Annotated in this window: 18 protein-coding genes, 1 tRNA gene and 1 pseudogene; 8 read left to right on the forward strand and 12 right to left on the reverse strand. The window is 63.6% G+C overall.

Annotated features, from left to right (window positions below; genetic code table 11):
* Positions 1–11: 11 nt before the first annotated feature.
* Positions 12–644 carry a glutathione binding-like protein gene (locus AKJ09_RS05510; RefSeq protein ID WP_146646128.1) on the reverse strand — a complete coding sequence of 211 codons (633 nt, stop codon included), beginning with the start codon at positions 642–644 and terminating at the stop codon, positions 12–14.
* 103 nt (positions 645–747) lie between these two features.
* Here AKJ09_RS05510 and AKJ09_RS05515 point away from each other — a divergent pair, with 103 nt between their 5' ends.
* Both AKJ09_RS05515 and AKJ09_RS05520 read left to right on the forward strand, forming a co-directional pair.
* Positions 748–1,680, forward strand: coding sequence for a LysR family transcriptional regulator (locus AKJ09_RS05515; RefSeq protein ID WP_146646129.1), 933 nt, complete (start codon positions 748–750; stop codon positions 1,678–1,680).
* 111 nt (positions 1,681–1,791) lie between these two features.
* Positions 1,792–2,532 carry an SDR family oxidoreductase gene (locus AKJ09_RS05520; protein WP_146646130.1) on the forward strand — a complete coding sequence of 247 codons (741 nt, stop codon included), beginning with the start codon at positions 1,792–1,794 and terminating at the stop codon, positions 2,530–2,532.
* A gap of 18 nt (positions 2,533–2,550) precedes the next feature.
* Here the strand turns inward: AKJ09_RS05520 and AKJ09_RS05525 are convergent, their stop codons facing one another.
* The 9 genes and pseudogenes from AKJ09_RS05525 to AKJ09_RS05565 form a co-directional block, all read right to left on the reverse strand.
* Positions 2,551–3,615, reverse strand: coding sequence for a hypothetical protein (locus tag AKJ09_RS05525; RefSeq protein WP_146646131.1), 1,065 nt, complete (start codon positions 3,613–3,615; stop codon positions 2,551–2,553).
* A 41-nt stretch (positions 3,616–3,656) separates the two neighbouring features.
* Positions 3,657–4,106, reverse strand: a complete 450-nt coding sequence (locus tag AKJ09_RS05530) for a VOC family protein (RefSeq protein ID WP_146646132.1) — start codon at positions 4,104–4,106, stop codon at positions 3,657–3,659.
* Positions 4,107–4,503: 397 nt separating this feature from the next.
* Complete coding sequence (locus tag AKJ09_RS05540) at positions 4,504–5,040, reverse strand: HNH endonuclease (RefSeq protein WP_146646133.1); 537 nt, start codon at positions 5,038–5,040, stop codon at positions 4,504–4,506.
* Between the two features lie 57 nt (positions 5,041–5,097).
* Positions 5,098–6,210, reverse strand: a complete 1,113-nt coding sequence (locus AKJ09_RS05545; protein ID WP_146646134.1) for a slipin family protein — start codon at positions 6,208–6,210, stop codon at positions 5,098–5,100.
* A gap of 620 nt (positions 6,211–6,830) precedes the next feature.
* Positions 6,831–6,921: pseudogene (locus AKJ09_RS05550) on the reverse strand.
* A 952-nt stretch (positions 6,922–7,873) separates the two neighbouring features.
* Positions 7,874–9,505, reverse strand: a complete 1,632-nt coding sequence (locus AKJ09_RS05555; RefSeq protein ID WP_146646135.1) for a TROVE domain-containing protein — start codon at positions 9,503–9,505, stop codon at positions 7,874–7,876.
* A gap of 18 nt (positions 9,506–9,523) precedes the next feature.
* Positions 9,524–9,595 (reverse strand) — tRNA-Asp (locus tag AKJ09_RS52690).
* A 1,062-nt stretch (positions 9,596–10,657) separates the two neighbouring features.
* Entirely contained in the window at positions 10,658–11,692 is a 1,035-nt protein-coding gene (gene rtcA / locus AKJ09_RS05560; protein WP_146646136.1) for an RNA 3'-terminal phosphate cyclase, read from the reverse strand.
* 5 nt (positions 11,693–11,697) lie between these two features.
* Complete coding sequence (locus tag AKJ09_RS05565) at positions 11,698–12,954, reverse strand: RtcB family protein (RefSeq protein WP_146646137.1); 1,257 nt, start codon at positions 12,952–12,954, stop codon at positions 11,698–11,700.
* 104 nt (positions 12,955–13,058) lie between these two features.
* On the opposite strand from AKJ09_RS05565, the gene rtcR reads away from it, so the two are divergent.
* Together rtcR and AKJ09_RS05575 are read left to right on the forward strand one after the other, a co-directional pair.
* Positions 13,059–14,669 carry an RNA repair transcriptional activator RtcR gene (gene rtcR / locus AKJ09_RS05570; RefSeq protein WP_146646138.1) on the forward strand — a complete coding sequence of 537 codons (1,611 nt, stop codon included), beginning with the start codon at positions 13,059–13,061 and terminating at the stop codon, positions 14,667–14,669.
* A gap of 59 nt (positions 14,670–14,728) precedes the next feature.
* Positions 14,729–15,763, forward strand: a complete 1,035-nt coding sequence (locus AKJ09_RS05575) for a sulfite oxidase (protein ID WP_146646139.1) — start codon at positions 14,729–14,731, stop codon at positions 15,761–15,763.
* On the opposite strand, the gene AKJ09_RS05580 is transcribed toward AKJ09_RS05575, so the two are convergent.
* Entirely contained in the window at positions 15,750–17,108 is a 1,359-nt protein-coding gene (locus tag AKJ09_RS05580; protein WP_146646140.1) for a DNA ligase, read from the reverse strand. The genes AKJ09_RS05575 and AKJ09_RS05580 overlap by 14 nt on opposite strands.
* A 110-nt stretch (positions 17,109–17,218) precedes the next feature.
* On the opposite strand from AKJ09_RS05580, the gene AKJ09_RS05585 reads away from it, so the two are divergent.
* The 4 genes from AKJ09_RS05585 (at position 17,219) to AKJ09_RS05600 (ending at position 21,334) form a co-directional block, all read left to right on the forward strand.
* A complete protein-coding gene (locus tag AKJ09_RS05585; protein ID WP_169927276.1) occupies positions 17,219–17,707 on the forward strand; it encodes a C40 family peptidase in 489 nt (162 codons plus the stop codon).
* A 98-nt stretch (positions 17,708–17,805) separates the two neighbouring features.
* On the forward strand, positions 17,806–18,543 hold the full coding sequence (locus AKJ09_RS05590) for an SDR family oxidoreductase (RefSeq protein WP_205633611.1): 738 nt from the start codon (positions 17,806–17,808) through the stop codon (positions 18,541–18,543).
* A gap of 188 nt (positions 18,544–18,731) precedes the next feature.
* Complete coding sequence (locus tag AKJ09_RS05595) at positions 18,732–20,165, forward strand: parallel beta-helix domain-containing protein (protein WP_169927277.1); 1,434 nt, start codon at positions 18,732–18,734, stop codon at positions 20,163–20,165.
* The gene (locus tag AKJ09_RS05600; RefSeq protein WP_146646144.1) at positions 20,162–21,334 is read left to right on the forward strand and encodes an SO2930 family diheme c-type cytochrome; all 1,173 of its coding nucleotides are present in this window, start codon (positions 20,162–20,164) and stop codon (positions 21,332–21,334) included. The genes AKJ09_RS05595 and AKJ09_RS05600 overlap by 4 nt, the downstream gene beginning before the upstream one ends.
* 34 nt (positions 21,335–21,368) lie before the next feature.
* Here AKJ09_RS05600 and AKJ09_RS05605 read toward each other — a convergent pair whose 3' ends face one another.
* Positions 21,369–21,944 (reverse strand): hypothetical protein, encoded by a 576-nt coding sequence (locus AKJ09_RS05605; protein ID WP_146646145.1) that lies wholly within the window; start codon positions 21,942–21,944, stop codon positions 21,369–21,371.
* Positions 21,945–22,129 lie beyond the last annotated feature (185 nt).

A 22,129-nucleotide genomic window follows, 5' to 3' on the forward strand; every position in this document is an offset into this window, starting at 1 on the left:
CTCGAACGAGCTCACGCGACCTTCGCCCTCGCCTGCTCCTTGAGATAGAGCGGCAGCTCCTCGGCCAGCGCCTTGGCAACACTCGGCCGCGCTCGGAGGCGATTGAGGTACGCGTCGAGCGCGGGGTAATCGGCCAGCTTGATCGGGGTCACCTGACACCAGTTGAGAACGGTGACGAGATAGGCGTCGGCCACGCTGAACTGGTCGAGAAGGAACTCGCGCCCCGTGAGATGCGTGTTCAGCATCTCCCAGCGCGACTTTCCCTTCTCGAAGGCATAGGCCTTGATCTCGGCCGACGTGCTCTTGTCGAACACGATGCCGAAAATTGCTTTGTGGAGCTCCGTGCCGATGAAGCAGAGCCACTGCTGGAGCTGCGCGCGCGCGAAGCCTTCCTTCGGAGCGAGATCGCTGCTCACGCGGTCAGCCACGTATTGCAGAATGGCCGCATTCTCCGTGAGGACGGCGCCGTCGTCGGTGCGGAGCGTGGGCACCAGGCCGAGCGGATTGAGCTTGCGGAAGTCACGGCCGTCGAGCGTCGTCTTCGTCTTGGTGTCGACCTCGACGTACGTGGCGGAGGCGCCGGCCTCGTAGAAGGCAATGCGCGTGGCCAGCGAGCAAGCGAGCGGTGAGAAATAGAGTTCCATCGAAGCCCTCCGAGATGGGTGAACGGCCGTATCGTCCGGCCGAACGCCACTATCGCCACGACCCGAAGATGCTTCCAACGCATCCTTGTAATAGACTCTATGCATGGCGAGCATAGGTCGACTGGAGCTCTGCAATCTCGAGGTTCGTGATCTGCAGGTCGTCCTCGCGCTCTCCTTGGCAGGGACGACGTCGAAAGCCGCAAGCCTGCTGCACCTCACGCAACCGGCCGTCAGCCGCGCGCTCCTTTCGGTCGAAGAGAAGCTCGGCGTACGCGTTTTCGAGCGCGTTCCGCGCGGGCTCGTCGCCACGCCGCAGGGCGAAACTCTCATCGCCGGCGCCAAGGCGCTCCTCGTCGAGCTCGCCGATCTCGAGCGGCGCGTGAAAGCCCCTGTCATCCCCCCGGTTCGGATTCGCGTCGTGTGCGAGTGCTACACCGCCTATCACTGGGTCCCCAGCGCGATCGTCGATCTGCGCAAAAGCCTGCCCGGCCTCGACATCACCTTGTCGGTCGACCACCGTGCCGATCCGGTCACCGCGCTGGAGGCGGGCGACATCGACGTGGCCTTGCTCACCACGGCACAGGTTCCCGCGGGCCAGCTCGAAGAACGCCCGCTCTTCTCGGACGAGATCGTCTTCGTCATGGCCCCATCGCATGCGCTGGCGAAGAAGAAGGCTCTGGTGCCGGCCGACCTGCGCTCCGCCATACTCATCACCTCGCCGACGCCCATTGCCGAGGGGCAGTGGTTCATGACCAAGGTCTTCGGTCGTGCACGCCCGCGCCTCCATTTCGAACGTGTCCCGTTGACCGAGGGCATCCTCGACATGGCGCGCGCAGGGATGGGCGTCGGCGTATTGTCGGAATGGATGGCCGGTCCCCATCTGACCCGCGGTGATCTCGTGGTTCGCCGTCTCGCAGCGGGGCCGCTCAGGCGGCCGTGGCGCATTGCATGGAGACGCGAAGCTCGTGAGGCTGCGCTGCGCCTTCGCACGGCACTCTCGAACTCTTCGCCTCGCCTTCCTGCCGTCGCTGTCTAGCGCATATCTGAAGACCTCTCGAGACGCGGCTCGGCCCACGATCGCCGCCACAGGGCCTGGCGATTGCAACGCAGGTGGCGCCGTCCGAGCGGCATCACAGCGGAGGTCGACATGAGTACGGATCAACGCAAGGTCGCGATCGTCACCGGCGCCTCGCGCGGCATCGGGGCGGCCATCGCGCAAAGGCTCGGCCAGGACGGATTCTCCGTCATCGTGAACTACGCAGGTGACTCGGCCACGGCCGAGGCGCTGGCCAAGCAAATCAAAGAATGCGGCCATCGCGCGTTCGCCTTCAAGGCCGATGTCAGCGACACCGACGCCGTGAAGAAGATGTTCGACACGGTGGTTTCGGAGTTCGGCTTCGTCGACGTCGTCGTCAACAACGCCGGCATCATGGAGCTCTCGAAGATCGCCGAGACCACCGACGAATCGTTCGATCGCCAAGTTGCCGTCAACCTCAAAGGCACGTTCAACCCGCTTCGCGAGGCAGCGCGACGTGTTCGCGACGGCGGTCGCATCATCAACTTCTCGTCGAGCGTGGTCGGTTTGCTCCCGCCGACGTACGCCGTCTATGCGTCAATCAAGGCAGCCATCGAGACGATGACGAAGATCCTCGCCAAGGAGCTTCGCGGACGCAACATCACGGTCAACACCGTGGCGCCGGGCCCGACGGCCACGCAGCTCTTCCTCAAAGACAAACCGCAGAAGGTCATCGACGAATTCACCAAGCTCGCGCCCCTCGAGCGACTCGGTCGCCCCGAGGACATCGCCGGCGTCGTTTCGTTCCTCGCCGGCCCCGACGGCGGCTGGGTCAACGGGCAAACGCTCCGCGCGAATGGCGGCATCGTCTAAGGCGTGGAGACGAGCCGTTCAGGCGATCATGTCGAAGTCGACCGCCTCCACCGCACGATCGATAGCGCTCAGCCCCATTCGAACCTCGCTCGTCCAGGGCTCCGAGCCGCCGTGAAGCGGCCAGGCACTCGTCATCGAGGCAAGTGTCGGTCGGTCGTCGAAAGCTTCGACCAACAAGTGATTCGCGTGGTCGAGGGTGATGCCCGGTCGAGCTCGCGTGATCATGGGCTCGGCCGCCTTCCGCAGCGCGAGAAGTCGCTCTACCTCGCGAACGACGGCATCCTTCCGCCGTGAGTCCGAATGGGGCGGCCTCTCCGACACTTCCAGCAGCGCGATGGATTTCGGCACCTGGCCTTCGATGAGTGAAGCGAGCAGGCGGTCATGCCCGTCGAGGATGACGTACCGATCCAGCCCGCTGAACCACATCATCAAGATGGGCGGGAGCTGACCGTCTCGAACGAGCTTTCGCAACGCCTTGATTCGACCGTGCGACTCATTCGAGAACCGACGCGTCGGCAGTGGCGGCAGGTGGTCACCAAAGTCCCAATCGGAGAAGCCGTGCACTGGCAACGCCAGCGTCTCACGAAGCCGCGTGACGGGCGGGACCGGCAATCTGCCACTCGATCCCGAGCTGCCTCCTTCGAGGAAGACTTGCGCCGGAGCAAGGAACATTCGATCCCGGTAGAGGGGATTCAACGAACTATGGTGGAGCGCGTCGGCGAAGTAGCGAGCCCAAGCTCGATCGAACTCGACGGAGTCGGCCGGCCATTGACGAGCCTCATCGAACGAAATCGGCGGCACGACCTGCCCGTCTGCGCGTTCATTGCACAGATACCAATATCCGTAATGGTCGTTGTCGATCCTCGCCCAGACAAGCGGCGTCGGTCCAGCCATCACGCGCATCCGCCGCCGAGGACCGGCCTGCATATGAAGCGCCGGCCGTGCGGATGACTTCTGCTCGGCGACGAGTCGAAGGCCGAGCCATCGAGAAACAGGGCGAGCATCGACGCCGGCTGCCCCGGATGGCTCGAAACGATAGTCGACGAAGTCGGCGCAAAACACGAGCGTACGGCCATCCAACATGCACAATTCTCGACAGCACCGCAACGCCGTGCGGCGCACGCTCAATGGGGACGCGCCCCGCTCAACTGATCGAGAATGCCGGTCGCCTGACCGACCTCGATGAGGTAGCCGTCAGGATCACGAAGGTAACAGCGAATCTCGAGCGCGTGGTTCTTTGGTGGGGTGAGGAATTCGCCGCCTCGCGAGCGCCAGAGGTCATAGGTGGCTTGGACGTCGTTGACGCGAATGTTCATCGCACTGCTCAACGTCTTCGAATCGGCGGGCGCGGCCGCTTGGACGTCCGGCTTGTCATCGGTCGGACCTCCACCGTTATTGATGACGATGTAGCTGTTCTGGAATTGGAGAATCGCGGGCGAGCGCTCGCGTATGACCGTTGCGCCAAGCACGTTGCGGTAGAATTCGCGGGACCGATCGACATCGCGCACGATGAGCAGGTGCGTGAGCACCGCCCCGGTCTCCGGCCGGAAGTAGTCGAGCGTTTCGGTCGTCATGACGCACCTCCTGAGCCGCGCGTACGTGCAAACGCCGTGCGCCACGGCGCGGAGGGCAAAGAGATGGTCAGCGCGGCAGGATTCGAACCTGCGACCGCCAGCGCCCGAGGCTGGTGCTCTACCAAGCACTGCGGTGACCAAGTGCACGGCCCAAGGATTTCGGCGTCCACGATGGGCGAGGGCGCCGAAATCCTCGGGCCTTTGCAGAGCACTGTCACGGGCTCCGTTGACTGCCCACCAGCGCAACAAGGTTGCGCTGGGCGCTACACGCTGAGGCGGCCCTGTTTTGCGTCTGGGCCCAGAGGAGACACACTGCGCGCGCCCACGCACCCGGCGTGAACGCGCACCGCGGCAAACCTCCAAGACGTCGAGAGTCGGTCTCGTCCTCGTTGCCCCCTCACGCGACGCGCGCCCGATCTTCCTCCTCGGAGACGACGTAGCCCTTCCAGGCCGGAGGGAAGGCGTTGCCGGGGTGGACGATCGGCGCGTTCGGCAGCGAGATCGGCTTGAAGGGCTTCCTGCGAAGCTTCATGCCGGCCTCTTCGGGCGAGCGGCTCCCTTTACGAATGTTGCAGGGGTAGCAAGAGGTGACGATGTTCTCCCAACTCGTCTTGCCGCCACGAACGCGCGGCACGACGTGGTCGTAGTTGAGAGCCCTCGGCTCCTTTCGCTCCCCGCAGTACTGGCACCGAAAACCGTCACGCGCGAAGACGTTGTCGCGCGAGAATCGAATTCGGCTTCTGACCGACACGTGCCCATTCTTGAGCCGCACGACGGCCGGCGTTCGCAGCATCATCGAAGGCGCTACGATGCAATCGTCGTATTCCTCGAGAACCTCGACCTTGCCGAGGAAAGAAAGAACGATGGCGCGCTGCCACGAAATCACGCGGTGGGGCGCCATCCACGGCGTCAACATCAGGGTCCGTGTCGACATGACCTTTACCTCTTTCGTCTCTTGCGAACTCGCATGGGTTTCTCCAATCCAGAATGATTAACTTGCAGAACGATTCACGCTGCCATCGAGCAAGCCCGCCGGCAGAAGCGTCTGCAGACCGTCCGCCCCCACGACCACGCGCACTTCCTTGATGCTCGCGGCCATCTCCTTGAGCGACTCGAGCTCCTTGAGTCGCAGGAGGATCGGGTTCTCGGCCATGACCTTGGCGGTGTTGGCGAGCGATCGCGTCGCGGCCGTCTCCTCGCGGCGGAGGATGACGTTCGCGGCCGCTTCCTTCTCGGCCTCGATGACACGGTTGAGCAGGGTCTTCATTTCGCCCGGCAGAACCACGTCCTTCACACCGACGCGCTCCACGCGAACACCCATGCGAAGAGCCTTCGGCACGACGTCCTCGAGGAGGAAGCGCGTCATACCGTCACGAGACGCGAGCAACTCGTCGAGCGTGACACTCGACACGAAATCGCGGCTCGCCAGCTGGACGAGCAGGTACACGGCATCCTTCACACTCGCGACGGCATGCGTCGCCAGCGCCGCGTCGTCGACCGCAAACTCGACCGTGAGCGAGAGGCGGAGCGTGACCTTGTCACGGGTCATGAGCTCCTGGCCCGCGAGCGTCACCTGGACGATGCGCATGTCGACGTTACGCACGACGACACGCGAATCGACGTTGCTCCACACCGGGTAACGGCCCGGCCCGAGCGTACGCACGAGTCGGCCGTTGACGTATTCGAGACCGCGCTCGTACTCCTGCACGGTCACGTCGACATATTCGTCACGCGGCAGAATCCCGACGAGCTCGTTCGTGAGCTCCGGCATCGCCTCCTTCACGGAGAGGACCTGGACACGAACCGTGTCGTCCGCCTCCCAGTAGTAGTGCGTGCCCGGGCGGAGGAAGAGCAACGGCTTTTCGTTGCGGTACACGATGGCGCGCTGATCCGCACCGAGCGAGATCTCACCAAACCACTCCGCCGGCATCACCGCGCGGATCTCCGGAGCCACGTCGAAGACGAGCTTGTCCGTCGACCAGCGCTGCTCGAAGAGGCCGAAGCCCCACACCGTATGACGACCCGGCCCCAGCGCGCGAAGCGGGAGGCCGTCTCGAAACACGACGACACGCTCATTCAGATTGACACGAAAAGACTTCCACATGGCATTCGAGCCTCCATTCGCCGGTACCGCCGGCACGCGGACGATGTGATTCGTGAGTTGAAACGCACACGAAAAGATCCGAGGCCCACGGGGAGACTCGGCAAGTTGAAGAAAGCCGTTCGAGAGGGGATTCCCGTGCCGACGAGTCACCTACGTCGTGGACGATGCACACGGCACTTCGTCCGCCGCCGGAGGCGCTCGACGCGCCGTCGAATACGCGGCCGGAGCAAAGGGCTCGGGTTCTGGGACGACGAGCGGGCTCGACGCGACAGCACGAAGCTGCGCGAGGAGATGGCCAGTGTCCATGAACCAGAGCGCGTCGCGCCGGTGAGCACTCGATTTCCGCTCGTGACCCAACACGAACGGAGCGGGAATCCACCTCTCGTCGGGCACCTATTTTCCGACAGAGTTCGAGTCTGTTGCCTTACCAACTAGGCTACAGCTGCAAGAGCTGGCGGGATTCGAACCCGCGATGGGGGTTCTCGATGAGCTCGAGAGGGCCGGCGACCAGCCATAGCCAACCCCGACGATACGAACGGCGGACACCCAACGAGAAAGCCTCACGGCCCCCGAAGAGCGCACCATCGATGACGGCGCTGGCCTCATGGGAATCGAACCCATGGTACCGACGGTCCGATTCGAACGGACACTGCGCGCTTCCCGACCAGGGGCGTCGAAGAGCGCTGCCTCTCCCCGTTGGGCTACGTCGGCAAACTTCACAAAGCAAAGGTTCGACCTACACAAGAACGAAGACGCACGATTCGCGCAGCGACAAGAAGTCGTGGAGACGAGTACTGCTCTATCCTCTGAGCTACAGAGCACGTCCGGACGAGCCGATGCGTACCTGGCGAGATTCGAACTCGCGACATGTAGTCCCCACTGCATTCGCTGCGCGTGTGCCGACCGCTCACGGGGTAAGCGATCGGAGCAATCATCGGGAATCGCACCCGAGTCTCGAGGCTGGCATCAGGCAGGCATCCTCGCGTGCTGCTTCTGCACCATGATCGCAAAGCTCGAAAAGGAAGGGCAGCAAGGGTCGTGAAGACGACGGTGCCCGAAGGCGCCAACGTGGAAGGTTGATGTAGTCCTCACAGCATCTGCCCTCCTTTTCGAGGCAAATAGAATTTTCAAAAGAGAGTCGCACCCAAGGCACGACCCGCGCAGCGACAAGGGATCGTGGAGACTTTTTACTGCTCTACCAACTGAGCTACGGGTACGATTGGGAACGAATCGTTCACAAATTAATCGTGTACCCGGCGAGGCTCGAACTCGCGACCGGTAAACCAATGTAGTCCCCACTGCATTCGCTGCGCGTGTGCCGGCCATCCACAGCTCCAGAGCGGTAGACGGCCAGAGCGATCACCGGGATTCGCACCCAGGTCTCGAGGCTGGCATCCTCGTGTGCTGCTTCTGCACCATGATCGCAAAGGTCGAAAAGCGGGGCAGCAAGGTTCGTGAAGACAACGGTGCCCGAAGGCACCAACTCCCTAAGTTGATGTAGTCCTCACAGCATCTGCCCCTACATTTCGACGGTGGGCAACCTCGGAATCGAACCGAGCTGGCATCCGCGCGTGACTTACAAACACGCCCCGATCCATACGGGTCTAGTTGCCCAACCGGCGAGCCGGGCGAAGCCTTACGAACTTCGCTCGACTCGACGGGATCAGTCGAGAGATACTCCGTTGATCACCGAGAGCCAGTGTTCGGCGCCGAGCTGGCCCTTCGAGAAGAGCGCGATCAGCTCGAACACGGAATCGGAGAAACCACCGACGTTGAACACGTCCGCGCGTTCGTGCATCTGCGTCGAGCCATACGGCTGGATGTCGATGAGAACGAGCTTGGCGTTCGGGTTGCGAGCACGGAATCGGTCCCATTCTTCGGCCATGACGGTGGCGCGGGTCCCCTTCCCGAGCCCGAAGGCAGTGCCGGCGACGAGCCCCGGCACCGACCTCCCGAAATCCGCCCAGGACACATTGTCCGAGATGAAGATCACGAGGTCGCCCTTCGCGCCTGTCCGGTTCAGGTGGCGAAGCGGTGCACTGCATGCCGTACCGCCGCTAGGCAAGCTTGCGAGGTACTGGGCATTCGTCATGACCGAATCGAGTGGATTCAGCCGTCGCGGCATCGCGACGACGTCATCCGAGAAGGGGATCACCTCCGCCGAGGTGTTCCTTCGCAGGAAGGCCGCCGAGACGAGCGCCGCGACGTCCACGCACCGAACGGCCGACGTGGCGCCCTTTCGGTACCCGGTGATCGACGATTGCATCGAGCCCGAGACGTCCGGACAGAGGAAGATCTTTCCGCTGACCGTCGGCACGTTCTCGATGGCGATCTCCATCGCCTCTTGCAAGGCCATGGTGATCTCCGCCGGCATGTCCTCCTTCACGGCCTTGAAGGCCGCGAGGAGCTGGAACGGAAGCAGACGCGAGCGGCGCACTTGCTCCGGATCACGGAGCTTGCTCGCCACGAGTGACACCATTCCTTCGTTGCCGAAGACACCATGACGCAAGAGCGTATTCAGGTTCATCCGGAGCTGGGTGAAGCTCATTCGCTTTGCGATGGCGGTCCATCGCTCGGTATCCAGCTCGAGGGCGGTGAGCATCTCGAACGGGACGTCGGGAACGTCGCCCTGCCACGACGACGGATCCTTCTTGAACGACTCGAACGCCTGCACGAGCGGAGGAAGCTTCTCGTGCGGGACGTCCCTCCCGATGAGGTAGCCGTAGAGGGCCTCACGAGCGGCATCGACTTCCCCCGTCGCAAGCTTCGGCGGCGGACGAATCATCTTGATGACGTCCTGGAGAGAGGGGTCGTTCCCGAGCGACTGACGAAACACGTTTTCTGGCGATCGTTCCGAGAACCACGCTCGGGCGAGCCGCTTGGGCGCGGAGCCGAAAGACTTTCGACCGACCACGCCCGATCGGACGATCTGGACGAAATTGCGGAGCATCTTTCCGTTGTCGATGACGCGAGGGAACACCCGGCCGAGTAGCCGAGCGTCGCGCGTCGACAGCACTGCCGCCAGCAGGGCCGGCATGTCCTTCATCGTTCCCTTCTCACGGCAATAGAGGGTCGTCCGAGCGAGAAATGCCGGGTCGACCTTCTGCGCCAGATCGAGAACGGTCTGGAGCTGCTCGTCCTCGGACGCGTAGTAGGTACGGTTGAACGTTCCCGTGGCCGCGTACTGCGCGAGCGTATGCTCGGCGGAGAACGCGTAGGCGCGGCCGCCGGCTTGGTTGATGGTATCGGCCGCCTTCGACTTCGAAGCCGGCGCAAAGAGAGACTTGTGAGCCATGACATCCTCCTTTCCGAGCGCCCCGTGCGGGAGTCGAACCCGCCCCACTTCGTAGACAGCGAAGCTGCGCCACCGGGCGCACGACGAGGCAAAGACGTTCGCTCGACACACTGCATGCACCATGCACACATGAACCTTATCGAGCGATGATGATCGGGCGACGCGAGCGGTTCACGAGGTCCACACGCGTCGCCTCGAAAGCGAAACGAAACGAAACGAAACGAAACGAAACGAACAGATTTTCAAGGAGCGGTGGCCGACCCCAGGGCGCACGTATCCTGTGCGTTTCGGCCAAGTTCGAAACGTGCAACGAGCCGTCGATCCAGTGACGGATCGAGCAAAAACTTCACGGATTGATTCGAACGACTAAATCGTTTGAATTCGCGTTTGTTTCATCGTCACCCCCGAAATGAATCTTCGATTCCAACCGAGCCCAGTAGGGCTAGGCAAACAGCCAATTCTCGCCCGTAAGGGCTTGGGGCATCCCGTCCGTTGGTTCGGGCGCCACGGGTCGCCAAGGGGGCGCTGGCCAGCTCTGGCGATCCCCAGGCTCCTCGGTCACGGCCGTCGCGAGCACGAAGTCTCGAGACAAAAACGCCGAAGGCCGCCTGGGAGATCCCTAGGCGGCCTTCCGGAGTGCGTCGAACGACGACCTCGGGGTGTCCCTAGAGATGGACCTCCGGAAAGATCCGGAAGGGTGCTTCGAAGGCCTGGAATTCGAGGCCCAAGTTCATAGGCTGGCAGCCATTCTGGCTGTTGCCTGCGTGATTCGCGCGATACGCACGGCCGCCCGTGACCGGTCCCGTCAGGCTTGGCTCGTTCGCTTTCGGCCCGCGCTTCAGGCACGAGTCGCCCAGCTGATCCGCCGGACGCGAAGCGCCCGTCCGATCAAGATGATCGGCGAGAAGACTGAGATGTGCGTGAAGAAGAGCGTTCATGGCGTGCGGGCGTTCAGGCGTTCTAGCGATTTTCGGTTTCGGTCTCTTGAGCTTCTTCAGCTGCTTCAGACGCGAGGAGCGCGTCCGGCATTCACCTTATGCGCTCCTTTTTCAACTTGGTCAAGCAAATCGTCACTTCGTCAATCGCGATTCTTTTTCGTCATTCGAGCTCAGCGTGCACCCACGTTCTCGCGTTCTCGCCTCGATGTCGCATTCAGTTGGCGCGCTTCGGCTCCACGTCGACCCGCCAGACGTCGTCCGACTCCTGTGTGGTGTGCACGTGGACGTCGAGGAACACCTTCAACAGATCGCTCTGCGTGAGGAAGTGCATCGACGGTGCGAGCGTGCGAAACGAACCGCCCGAGCCAAGGGCCATGGGCAGGAGAAGTTGATCGGCAAGGTGCTCTCCGACGGGCACACCGGCACGTAGATAGCGCGTGACCTCGTCGGCCACGCCCTGGGCAACGCGCTCGGCACGTACCCCACGTTCACCAATGCCCGAGAAGACCTCGGTGACGTGCTCGCCCTCGATCGTGGCAATGAGCGCATTGCCCGGACCGTGAGGATTCGGAACGACCGTTGGACGTGCACCCGCACGATCCCAGCCGAGTGCCGCCGTGAGGGTATCGAGCTCTCGCAACGCCACCGTGGCAGGGATCTGCGCGACGATCGCGTTACCTCGTTGCGCACGAATCTCACCGCGCTCGAGCAGTTCGAACCGCTCGAGACGCGATGCCGGATGAATCGTGGCCGACCACGCTCCGCCGCCCGCCGGATAGAAGCCATAGCGCTCGAACGCAATGTCGATGCGCGCGCCCATGCGGGCGAGCAGCGGGATGTACGCCGACCGAAGAAAGTCCAAGGGCGGCGCCAGCGGATTGTGCGTTCCACCTTCGAAGCGAACCGTCGAAGGCTCCGTCGTCGCGAGCAGCAGGGGAAAGAGCACGGTCTGGAAAACCAGGGTCGTGCTCCCTGCGCTGCCGATCGGAAACTCGTAGGTTCCACCGTGGATTTCCCGAGGGCGAAAGACGAGCTCCGTAGAGCCAATCTCCGCCCCCGAGACCAACGCGTTGCCGATACGTGCCGCCGCCTGGACGGCCACCAGATGTTGGCGCATGAGGCCCGGACGGGGGCGCCCGGCGCGAATGCGCGTGATGTCGAAGGCCGTGCCCGTGAGAAGCGAGAGGGCAAGCGAAGTACGGAGAACCTGCCCTCCCCCTTCTCCCATCGAACCGTCGATCGAAAGCATCTCCCTCATCCTTTCACGCACACGACCTGACGCAGCGTATGGACGACATCGACGAGCTCACGCTGCGCATTCATCACGTCGTCGATCGACTTGTAGGCCGCAGGCGTCTCGTCGATCACGTCCGCGTCCTTTCGGCACTCGATACCCCTCGTTGCTTCCTCGTGGTCCTGCACGGTGAAGACCTTCTTCGCCGCGGTGCGCGACATCTTTCGACCCGCACCGTGGCTGCACGAACAGAACGATTCACGGTTCCCCTTCCCGCGCACGATGAACGACTTCGCTCCCATGCTACCGGGAATGATGCCGAGGTCACCCTCCGCCGCGCGCACCGCGCCCTTGCGGGTCACGAGCACGTTCGCTCCGTAGTGGAACTCGCGCGCCACGTAGTTGTGGTGGCAGTTCACCGCCATGTCCGTCAGCTCGAACGCCGGGAGGCTCTTTCGAGCCGCGTGAACGACGGCCTTCATCATCAGCTCGCGGTTCTTCGCCGCGAACTTCTGCGCCCAGCTCACCGCTCGCCAGTAATCGCCGAAGTGCTCCGTCCCTTCGGGGAGGTAGGCGAGGTTATCGTCCGGCAGGTTCACCATCCACGTGCGCATATCGCGCTTCGCCAGCTCGATGAAGAAGCTACCAAATCGATTTCCCACGCCGCGCGAGCCGGAGTGGAGCATGAACCAAACCTGCTCGGACTCGTCCAAACAGACTTCGATGAAGTGATTTCCCGTGCCGAGCGTACCGAGGTGATGCACGGAGGTTCCGCGACCGAGCTTCGGGAACTTGTCCGTCAGCGCGGTGTAGTCCGGCTCGAGCTCCGTCCATGCGCTGACGACGTCCTCGGGAAGGTCGTGCCACGCGCCGCGGTCGCCAGGGCCACCGTTGTCCGTACGGCCGTGCGGGACGGCCGCTTCGATCGCGCAGCGAAGCCCGTGGAGATTGTCGGGCAGGTCCGAGGCGCGGAGCGTCGTGCGCGTCGCGATCATTCCGCAACCGATGTCGACACCGACAGCTGCCGGGATGATCGCGCCCTTCGTCGCGATCACGCTTCCGACCGTCGCCCCGATCCCGGCGTGGACGTCGGGCATCACCGCCACCCACTTGTGGAGGAACGGGAGCGACGCCACACGACGGAGCTGGGCCTCCGCCTCGGCTTCGAACGGGACGCCCTGGGTCCACGCCTTGATGGGCGCGCCCGCAGTTTCCAGGGTCACGTGGCCGGCGGGCGCCTTCAGCGTCACGTTCGTGTCTGCCGTGTTCGTTTCCATGACCGGACCTAGAGCACGCTCGGTGCCAACGCGGTTCATGGGCAAAACCCCGAAAATTTCGAGACCAGCGTGTATACAATCATATAAAATCGATACTCACCGCTATGCCGCGCCGGAAACTCGTCGTCCTCGGTCTCCTCGGAACACGCCTCGATGCGGGCCGGAATCGCAACCGCTGGGAGCGCTGGCGACCGACCGTCTCGCTCGTCCAACACGACGATCTCGTGGTCGACCGCCTCGAGCTGCTTCACGCGCCCGACAGGGAGAGCACCGAGCTCGCCGAGGTCGTCGCGAACGACGTTGCCCACGCCTCTCCCGAGACCAAGCTGGTCCGCCACGAGGTCGGCTTCAAGGACGCCTGGGACTTCGAAGACGTTTACGCCACGCTCCTCGACTTCGCGCGCTCTTACCCCTTCGACGTGGAGAAGGAGGACTATCTCGTCCACATCACCACGGGCACGCACGTCGCCCAGATCTGTCTCTTCCTTCTCACCGAGACGCGATACTTCCCTGCACGCCTGCTGCAGACGTCGCCTGCGCGAGACCGAGAGGACCGAGCGCCGGGCAGCTACACCATCATCGATCTCGATCTGTCGCGGTACGACGGCCTGGCGTCGCGCTTCCACAAAGAACAGATCGAAGGTCAGTCGTTCCTGAAGTCGGGCATCGAAACGAAGAATGCCGCGTTCAACGCGCTCATCGAACGCATCGAGCACGTGGCCATCGCCTCGCGCGAGCCGGTGCTCGTCACTGGCCCCACGGGAGCCGGCAAGAGCAAGTTGGCGCGCCGTATCTACGAATTGAAGAAGGCGCGCCGTCAGGTCACCGGCGAATTCGCCGAAGTGAACTGCGCCACGCTGCGCGGCGATGCGGCGATGAGTACGCTCTTCGGTCACAAGAAAGGTGCCTTCACGGGCGCCGTCATCGACCGTGCTGGGCTGCTCCTCAAAGCCCATCAGGGTGTTCTCTTCCTCGACGAGATCGGTGAGCTCGGTCTCGACGAACAAGCCATGCTTCTCCGCGCCATCGAAGAGAAGGTCTTCTTCCCGATGGGCTCGGACCGCGAGACCTCGAGCGACTTCCAGCTCCTTTGCGGAACGAATCGCGACTTGCGGGAGAACGTCGCGCGCGGCGAGTTCCGTGAAGATCTCTTTGCTCGCATCAACTTGTGGACGTTCCGCCTGCCGGCCCTGCACGAGCGCCCCGAGGATATTCCGCCGAATCTCGACTTCGAGCTGCACCGCGTTTCGAAGGCACTCGGCACCAATGTGACGATGAATCGTGAAGCTCGTGAACGATTCTTGGCGTTCGCCTCGAAGTGGGCGTGGGCCGGGAATTTCAGGGACTTCAGCGCCTCCGTCACGCGCATGTCCACGCTCGCCAAAGGCGGCCGAATCACGAACGGCGAGGTCGGAGCGGAGATCGATCGTGCCAAAGAGAACGGCGGTTCTCGAACGGCAACGAACGCTCCCAACGACGACCTCCTCGTGCGCGTGCTCGGTGCCGATCAGGCAGGCCGTCTCGATCGGTTCGACCGCGTGCAGCTCGCGGACGTCGTGACGGTCTGTGCGTCGTCGCGCTCGCTCTCCGAGGCGGGTCGTGAGCTCTTCGCCAGCTCCCGAGCCGAGCGGAGGAGCGTGAACGACGCTGATCGGCTTCGGAAATACCTCGCGCGTTTCGGGCTCGAATTCGCCTTGATTCGCGAGCGCGCCTGACGAGCTAAACCACGCGACACGCGGAGAGCGACGGCACTCGGTTTGCTCCCACGGCGTCAATGGCGACGAAGACACAAAGCGAGCCAGCAGAGGTCGAGACGACTGCAAGCTCGATGGATCGCGTCGTCACGGTCGAGCCGACGAATCTCGAGATCGTCCCGGGCGACGTGGTCCATGAGATCACCCCCATCGAAGGCTTCTTCGTGCGCTCTCACGATCCGCCGCCCTACGTCGATGTCCGAACGCATCGCCTGCGCGTCGACGGCCTCGTGGCCACGACTCTCGAGCTCTCGATGAGCGAACTCTACAGAGAGCCGATGCGCAGCGTGACCGTGACCCTCGAGTGCGCCGGCAACGGGCGCGTCGACATGGTCCCTCTGCCACATGGCGAACTCTGGCACCACGGCGCGGTGAGCACGGCATCGTGGCGAGGCGTGCCGCTCGAAGTGCTCCTTCGCAAGGCCGGCCTCCGCGACGACGTCATCGAAATCGCAGCCTACGACGTCGAAGGGCGGTTCGGACGCTCGCTCCCCGTCGAGAAGGCACTCGATGCCGACACGCTCGTGACCCTGGAGATGAACGGCCGCCCTCTACCGCTCATGCATGGTGCTCCCGTCCGGCTGATCGTGCCCGGGTGGTACGGCATGGCCAGCGTGAAGTGGCTCGCTCGTCTCGAAGCGCGCAAGATCCCCTTCCACGGCCACTATCAGACCGTGGCGTACGTCTACGACGCCGATCACCCCGTCACGACGATCCGTGTGAAGTCGCACGTGGTCTACCCGACCGAGAACGCCGTGGTGGCCAAGGGTCCCCTCACAGTCTGGGGCTGGGCGTGGTCGGGCGACGGCGCGATCACGTCGGTGGAGGTGGCGCTCGACGGAAACGACGTCTGGCAGCCCACGAGGCTCACGCCTTCGGCGCGCCACGGTTGGACGCGCTTCGACGTGGCCGTCCTCGTCGAACAACCTGGCCGTCACGCCGTCCGCTCGCGCGCTTCGGACGAGGGCGGCCATCGCCAGCCCGACGTGCCACCATGGAACGTGGGCGGTTATGGCAACAACGCCGTCCGCCCCATTCTGTTCACGGCGCGCTGACCTCCCGATATCCCTTCTTCGTCTTCTCGATCACGAGCTTGTCGTGCTCGGCCTTGGCCTTGTCCTCGTTCGCGAACGACTTCGTCGCCGACTGCCCGTCGGTCCCAATCTTCCCGTAGCGCGTCGTAAAACTCGCCCCCTCGAGCAAAATCTCCCAAAACTTGCTCGACGTCCCCTCCACGAATTCAAAGTACCGAGCCCCTGACGCGGACGCGGACGCGGACGCGGGTGCCGATGCCGACGCCAACGCCGCCGCGCGCGCCGACATTCGCCCTGCCGCCTTCCCCTTCGACGTCCACCTCACGTCGTCCCTCACGCCAACGTACGACGGAAATCGCGGCACCCCTCCCTCGGACAACTCCTGATACCGATAGGTGATGATCGCCCCAATCGGCGGCGGATTCTCGCGCTCCGCATCCGAGTAGCCAGTACCGACGTTGAACTGCGTCCCGTCCGGCATCTCGACGATGAGCGCGCCGAGTCGGCCCTTGTGCCTCCCTGCGCCGGGCGCGTGCCCCACGACCTTCGCCTCTGCGTCGTGGAAGCTCTTTACCTTGAGCAAGGTCGAACTCCGACCGACCTCGTAATTCGATTTCGGTTTGCGGAGCATCAAGCCTTCGCCGCCCAGACCTTCGACGCGCGCGAGCTCCTCTTTCAGGTGCTCTTCGCCGCGACAGGGCTCATGTGCGAGCAAGCTGGCGTATTGGTTCTTGGCGACGTCGAGAACCTCCCGGCAATGCTCGATACGCTCTTCGAACGTACCTTGGTGCGCCGGGGCGTCGAAGACGACGTACTGCAACTCTTTCCAGTGGTCGGATTTGTCCTGGCGTTTGACGAGCCCTACGGTGCGCTGAAACTTCTTGCGTCCTCCCCAGAGCTCGCCGTCGAGCGGCGTGCCGGGCAATCCGGCGATGAACCAGTCCGGTGCGTGGAAGCGATTGCCGAGACGAGAGAGGAACTGCTTGCCGTCCCAATAGGCACGAACTCCATCGAGCTTCTCGCTCATCCACCAGCCAGCGAGGTCGACGTCCATTTCCCATTTGTGGGCGAGCAAGAGCGGCGGCTCCTCGCCCTCGGCGGGCTCCTCGCCCTGCCCGTCGGCGCTCTTCGGTCGCGCGGCTCGCACCGGCTTCCCGGCCAATTCGGCGGTGCCGAGGCGCTCGCGCTCGGCGTCGTCGCCGCGCAATGCGCGCAGGTGTTTGCAGGTGCGTCGCTCGACGGGAATCGATTGGTGCATCCACGCCGGACAGGTGCACGAGTACATGCCGCCCGTGTTCTTCAGCGTGTAGGTCGCGGAGCCGGAGCCTTTGACCTGCGTGGTCTCGCCGTCCGAAAGGTCACTCATCGCCCACGAGGATCTCGCGGATGGGCTCGTTGCGCCAGCACGGCAGAGCCAATTGGCACTCTTTGGCAAATCTTTGGCCCGAGAGAGGGAAATTCATCACGATCGCCTCCATGGTTGGACGAGCCTCCGGCCTTCCTCGTGCAGCGGTGACGGCCCTCGGCCTGAGCCTCGCGTTTCTCGGTTGTGGAGGCGGATATTCCCGCGCCCCGCGCGCGTACGTCACGCCACCCCCGAGGATGTACGCGCCCCTCGATCCGCGGACGTCCGCAGTCATCGGCTTCGCCGAAGCCCAGGTCGGCAAGCGTTACTGCTGGGGTGGAAACGGGCCAAAGTGCTTCGACTGCTCCGGGCTCGTCCAGGCGGCCTGGCGATGGGGCGGCATCGCGCTGCCTCGAACCTCGGACGCCCAAGGCCGCGCGCTCTTCGAGGTACCGATCGAAGACGTACGCGCGGGAGACATCCTGTGGTGGCGCGGCCACGTCGGCCTCTACGTCGGCAATGGCGAGATGATCGACGCGTACCATTCGGGTGCGGGCGTCGTCCGACGCCGCGCCGTCGTTCCCGAGCGCGTGCTTCGCGTGCTCGTCAGCCCTTCGTAGGCCATCGGGTTCGCCCACCGATTCTTTACCGGCACGCAAGAATCCCTTGCGATGGCGCCGTCTACTGCACCCGGGCGCCGGGGCGCAGAGTGAGCGTCATGAACATCCGCGACAACGTCATTCTCGTCACTGGCGCCAACCGTGGCCTCGGCCGCGCTCTCGTCCTCGCGAGCCTCGAGGCCGGAGCGAAGCGCATCTACGCCGGAGCTCGAGATCCGAAACAGCTCGAGGCGCTCGTCGCGACGGCCCCCGACAGGATCGTCCCGCTCGCCCTCGACGTCACCGACACGACGACCCTCGAAGCCGCCGCCGCACGCGCGACCGACGTAACGATGGTCTTCAACAATGCCGGTGTCCTCGCTTCGTTCGATGCCCTCACGAGCACAACCGAAGAAATCGCGCGAGACCTCGCCATCAACTTCTATGGGCTCGTCAACACGACCAAGGCGTTCCTGCCGGCCCTCGAGCGCGCCGGCGCGAACGGCGGGGCGGCGTTCGTGAACGTCCTCTCCGTCGCCTCGCTCGGCAACGTGCCTGGACTCGGCGGCTACTCCGCGTCGAAGGCTGCGGCTTTCTCCGTCACGCAAGGCTTCCGAGCGCGTCTCGCGGGCAAGGGCATTCGCGTGTTCGGCGTCTTCCCCGGTCCGATCGATACCGACATGGTCCGTGAGATCGAGATGGCCAAGACGAGCCCTGCCGACGTTGCCAATGCCATCCTCGACGGAGTTCAGCAGGGCATCGAAGACATCTCGCCCGATCCGGTGTCACGCGACGTCGTCGCTCTCTGGAAGCGCGATCCGAAGGCGGTCGAGCGCCAAATGGCAACGATGGGCTGACTCGTTTCCGCGCTCGATCTCCTCGAAGAGCGATCCGAACGGCGGCGCGCTGCGGAGCGAAAGAGCGAACTTTCGCTCCGTTTGCGCGTCCGAACGGTCGACTTATGTTCGCTCACAATCCGACCAGCAGTGTGCTGCGCGCTCTCCTCGTTGCGTGGCCGAGCCTGGCGACATTGGAGGGTTCGATCATGCTCAGGCGCGTCTCGTTGCACGGAAATGCGTTCGTCGTGATGGCTCTGATGGCGAGCCTCTCGGGCTGTAGCAGCAGCGACGGAAATACGGGCGGCTCGGCGGCCGATCCCAATTTCCCCAACGCACGATGTGGCGCGGGAACGATCCCCAGCGCCAACTGCGTGCAGGTCGCAGGCGGCGATGCGCAGGGACTCTTGAACGCCACCAATGCGCTCACGCCCGGTGCGGTCATCGTGCTCGGCCAAGGCACCTTCGCGATGACCAACCAGGTCACGATTCGCGAAAACGGAATTCACCTTATCGGTCAGGGCATCGACGCCACGACACTCGACTTCAAGACTGCGACGGCGCAGACCAACGGCGTCGACGTCGTCGGCAACGACTTTCTCGTGCAGGGCCTCACCGTCCGCGACTCGAAGAAAGACGGCATCCGTGTGGAAAGTAGCGAGCGCGTGACCTTCCGCGCAGTCAAGGCCACGTGGTCTACGCCGGAGAGCTCCACCAACGGCGCGTATGGCATCTATCCCGTCAAGTCGAAGTTCGTTCTCGTGGAGAACAGCTTCGCCGAACGCGCGGCCGACGCCGGTCTCTACGTCGGCCAGTGCCAGAATGCGGTCGTTCGAAACAACACGGTCACCGGGAACGTGGCCGGCCTCGAGATCGAGAACACGGAGTTCGCCGATGTCTCGGGCAATACGGCCGAGAACAACACCACCGGCATCGTGGTGTTCGACCTACCGGGAAACCCAATCCCAGGCCGCGACGTCAACATCCACGACAACATCATTCGCAACAACAACGGGAAGAACTTCGCGGCAGGCGGAACCGTCGCGAGCGTGCCGGTGGGCACGGGCACCTTCGCCATGGCCTCGCGCCGCGTTCAGATCGCGAACAACACCTATCAGAACAACAACACGGTCGACATCGGCCTCGTGAGCGGCCTCGTCATCGAGCAGAACAAGGTTCTCTGGAGTCTGCCGAAGACTTCGCTCGTCGGCGATTGGCAAGATCTGAATCTGCTCCCCGGCTTCGACGCCAACGGCAATCCGGTCAACGACCAGGTCTCGACGTTCCGTCTCGAGAACATCGTCGTCTCCGGCAACAAGCACTCCGGCTCGGGCACGGCGCCCGACCTCGCCAATCCGCTCCAGATCGGCCTCGTGCTCTCGATCATCTACAAGGGCCAGCCCGTCGACAGCATCGTCTACGACACCATCGGCGAGACCGACCTCACGACGAACGACAACCATATCTGCGTCGGCGGCAACACGAACGGCTCGTTCGGCAGCCTGGATCTCGCGAAACAGGCGCAGACGCTCGGCACCTCACCCGTCCTGCGCTTCAGCGGCCCGCCCTTCGGTCAGTTCAATTGCACCACGCTGAACGGCAATCCGATCCAGGCGCCCACGCTTCCTGCGAACCAGCCGTGAAGTCGTTCCCGTCGATGGGCACGCGAGCGCTCGCCGTGGCGCTCGCGACAGCCCTCTTCGCTGCGTGTGCAAGCGGGACCGAGAGCAGCGGCGGTGCGCCGGGCGTGCTCGCCCCGGTGCACGTCGATCTTTCGGCGCCGCTGCCGAAGAATCTCTCGGCGTTCAACTTCTTCCACTGGGATCGCACCACGGGATTCACCTTCAACGAGGCCGTGGTTCCGTACGAGCTCAACGTGCAGCTCTTCTCGGATCACGCCCTCAAGCAGCGCGCGGTCTACGTGCCCCCGGGAATGGCGGGCCAATTCCAGCCCGACGATGCCTTCGACTTCCCGGTCGGCACCGTCTTCATCAAGAACTTCTACTTCCCCGCGGATTTTCGCGCGCCAACCCAGAATCTCCGACTCATCGAGACGCGCCTCCTCATCCATTACGAGACCGGCTGGCAGGGTTGGCCCTACATCTGGGACGCCGAACAGAAGGACGCGGTGCTCAGCCCCGCCGGTGAAGTCACGCCGATCTCGTTCATCGACCCCGAGGGCCTTCCCGAAACGGCGAATTACCTCGTTCCTCAACACAACCAATGCGTGAATTGCCATGCCGCACCGCAAGGCGATTCACCGCTGCCCCCCGTCGTCCTCCTCGGCGCGAAAGCGCGATATCTGAATCGCGACTACGACTACGGCGGCACCGTGGGCTCGAAGAATCAGCTGACCCATCTCGCCGACCTCGGCCAGCTCCAAGGACTTCCGCCGCTCGACTCGTTCTATACCGCGTACGATCTCCACCCGTACCTGGTCGACGGTGTCGACAACGTTGCCCCCGCCGACGTTCCACGCGCGGCGCGCGATTATCTCGACATCAATTGCGCGCATTGTCACAAGCCCAATGCCATCCAGGGCGCTACATCGCAGCTCTTCCTCAATCACGACAACACAGACGTCTTCCACCTCGGCGTGTGCAAGCGCCCAGGAAGCGCCGGAGCCGGCACGGGTGGCCTCACGTACGACATCGTTTCGGGCAATCCCGACCAGTCGATTCTCTACTTCCGAATCAACACGGAAGACGTGGGCGCGATGATGCCGCTCATCGGACGTTCGATCACGGACAAACGCGGCGTGGCGCTCGTGCGCCAGTGGATCCAGACGCTCGGCCTCCCGCCCTGTCAGTAGCGAATCCCTCCGCTGGAGGGCGCGGTTTCGTGAGTCAGTGGCAGCCCTGGAATACCCAGTTGGCGAGCTCGCGCACTTCGTACGTCTCCGACCATTCGCCGTTACGGCAGTAGATCTCGTCGACGTAGCCGCTGCAGCTACGGTGCGTGGTGACCTCGTCGAAGGCCAGGCGCACGCGGCCGTCGAGCTCGCGGTGAGCCGACGCGGTTACGCGCACGATCACCGTGCTGTCGAAGTTCTTCCAGGTGTCGAAGCGATCCGTCGAGTCCGTCAAGGTCTCGAAGTCGTCGACCGTTTCGATCGGCGCCGTGGTGTATCCCTGCAGGATCACCTCGCGGTTTGCGTTCTGGATGTGGTTCACCTTCGAGCTCAGGTAACCGACGATGTCTCGGTTGCGAACCACGAACTGCGCGTGACGCGCGTCGTTGTCGTCGGTATCGAGAAACGCCGCTCCGTCGTCACACGTGAGCGTCTTGCTCCATGCATCCGTGATCGCCGCCGCGCTCGTGCCCGCGCCGTCGTCATCGCCATTTACCGAGCAACCGGCCAGGAACGTTCCGGCCGATGCGGTGAGGATCGATGCGGTGATGATCGCGATGCGGGCACGCATGTAGGCAAGCCGAGTACACGTTACGTGCCATCTCGACCGTGAAAGGTCGTGACGAAATCAGGCTGCTTTCCAGCTCGCGGAACGATCGAGCGCGCGAAATTGGCTCACGGTCGATCCACCACCGGGACGACCTTGCGCGCGTTGCGGAAAGAAACATTCCGAAGAGCGCGTCTCCTTTGGCGCTA

Source organism: Labilithrix luteola, assembly GCF_001263205.1.
Taxonomy (GTDB): Bacteria; Myxococcota_A; Polyangia; order Polyangiales; family Polyangiaceae; genus Labilithrix; species Labilithrix luteola.

Bases quoted from the DNA above. Each gene is read 5' to 3' on its own strand.
- AKJ09_RS05510 (WP_146646128.1), bottom strand. From the start codon at position 644: ATGGAACTCTATTTCTCACCGCTCGCTTGCTCGCTGGCCACGCGCATT.
- AKJ09_RS05515 (WP_146646129.1), top strand. From the start codon at position 748: ATGGCGAGCATAGGTCGACTGGAGCTCTGCAATCTCGAGGTTCGTGAT.
- AKJ09_RS05520 (WP_146646130.1), top strand. From the start codon at position 1,792: ATGAGTACGGATCAACGCAAGGTCGCGATCGTCACCGGCGCCTCGCGC.
- AKJ09_RS05525 (WP_146646131.1), bottom strand. From the start codon at position 3,615: ATGTTGGATGGCCGTACGCTCGTGTTTTGCGCCGACTTCGTCGACTAT.
- AKJ09_RS05530 (WP_146646132.1), bottom strand. From the start codon at position 4,106: ATGACGACCGAAACGCTCGACTACTTCCGGCCGGAGACCGGGGCGGTG.
- AKJ09_RS05540 (WP_146646133.1), bottom strand. From the start codon at position 5,040: ATGTCGACACGGACCCTGATGTTGACGCCGTGGATGGCGCCCCACCGC.
- AKJ09_RS05545 (WP_146646134.1), bottom strand. From the start codon at position 6,210: ATGTGGAAGTCTTTTCGTGTCAATCTGAATGAGCGTGTCGTCGTGTTT.
- AKJ09_RS05555 (WP_146646135.1), bottom strand. From the start codon at position 9,505: ATGGCTCACAAGTCTCTCTTTGCGCCGGCTTCGAAGTCGAAGGCGGCC.
- rtcA (WP_146646136.1), bottom strand. From the start codon at position 11,692: ATGCTTTCGATCGACGGTTCGATGGGAGAAGGGGGAGGGCAGGTTCTC.
- AKJ09_RS05565 (WP_146646137.1), bottom strand. From the start codon at position 12,954: ATGGAAACGAACACGGCAGACACGAACGTGACGCTGAAGGCGCCCGCC.
- rtcR (WP_146646138.1), top strand. From the start codon at position 13,059: ATGCCGCGCCGGAAACTCGTCGTCCTCGGTCTCCTCGGAACACGCCTC.
- AKJ09_RS05575 (WP_146646139.1), top strand. From the start codon at position 14,729: ATGGCGACGAAGACACAAAGCGAGCCAGCAGAGGTCGAGACGACTGCA.
- AKJ09_RS05580 (WP_146646140.1), bottom strand. From the start codon at position 17,108: ATGAGTGACCTTTCGGACGGCGAGACCACGCAGGTCAAAGGCTCCGGC.
- AKJ09_RS05585 (WP_169927276.1), top strand. From the start codon at position 17,219: ATGGTTGGACGAGCCTCCGGCCTTCCTCGTGCAGCGGTGACGGCCCTC.
- AKJ09_RS05590 (WP_205633611.1), top strand. From the start codon at position 17,806: ATGAACATCCGCGACAACGTCATTCTCGTCACTGGCGCCAACCGTGGC.
- AKJ09_RS05595 (WP_169927277.1), top strand. From the start codon at position 18,732: ATGCTCAGGCGCGTCTCGTTGCACGGAAATGCGTTCGTCGTGATGGCT.
- AKJ09_RS05605 (WP_146646145.1), bottom strand. From the start codon at position 21,944: ATGCGTGCCCGCATCGCGATCATCACCGCATCGATCCTCACCGCATCG.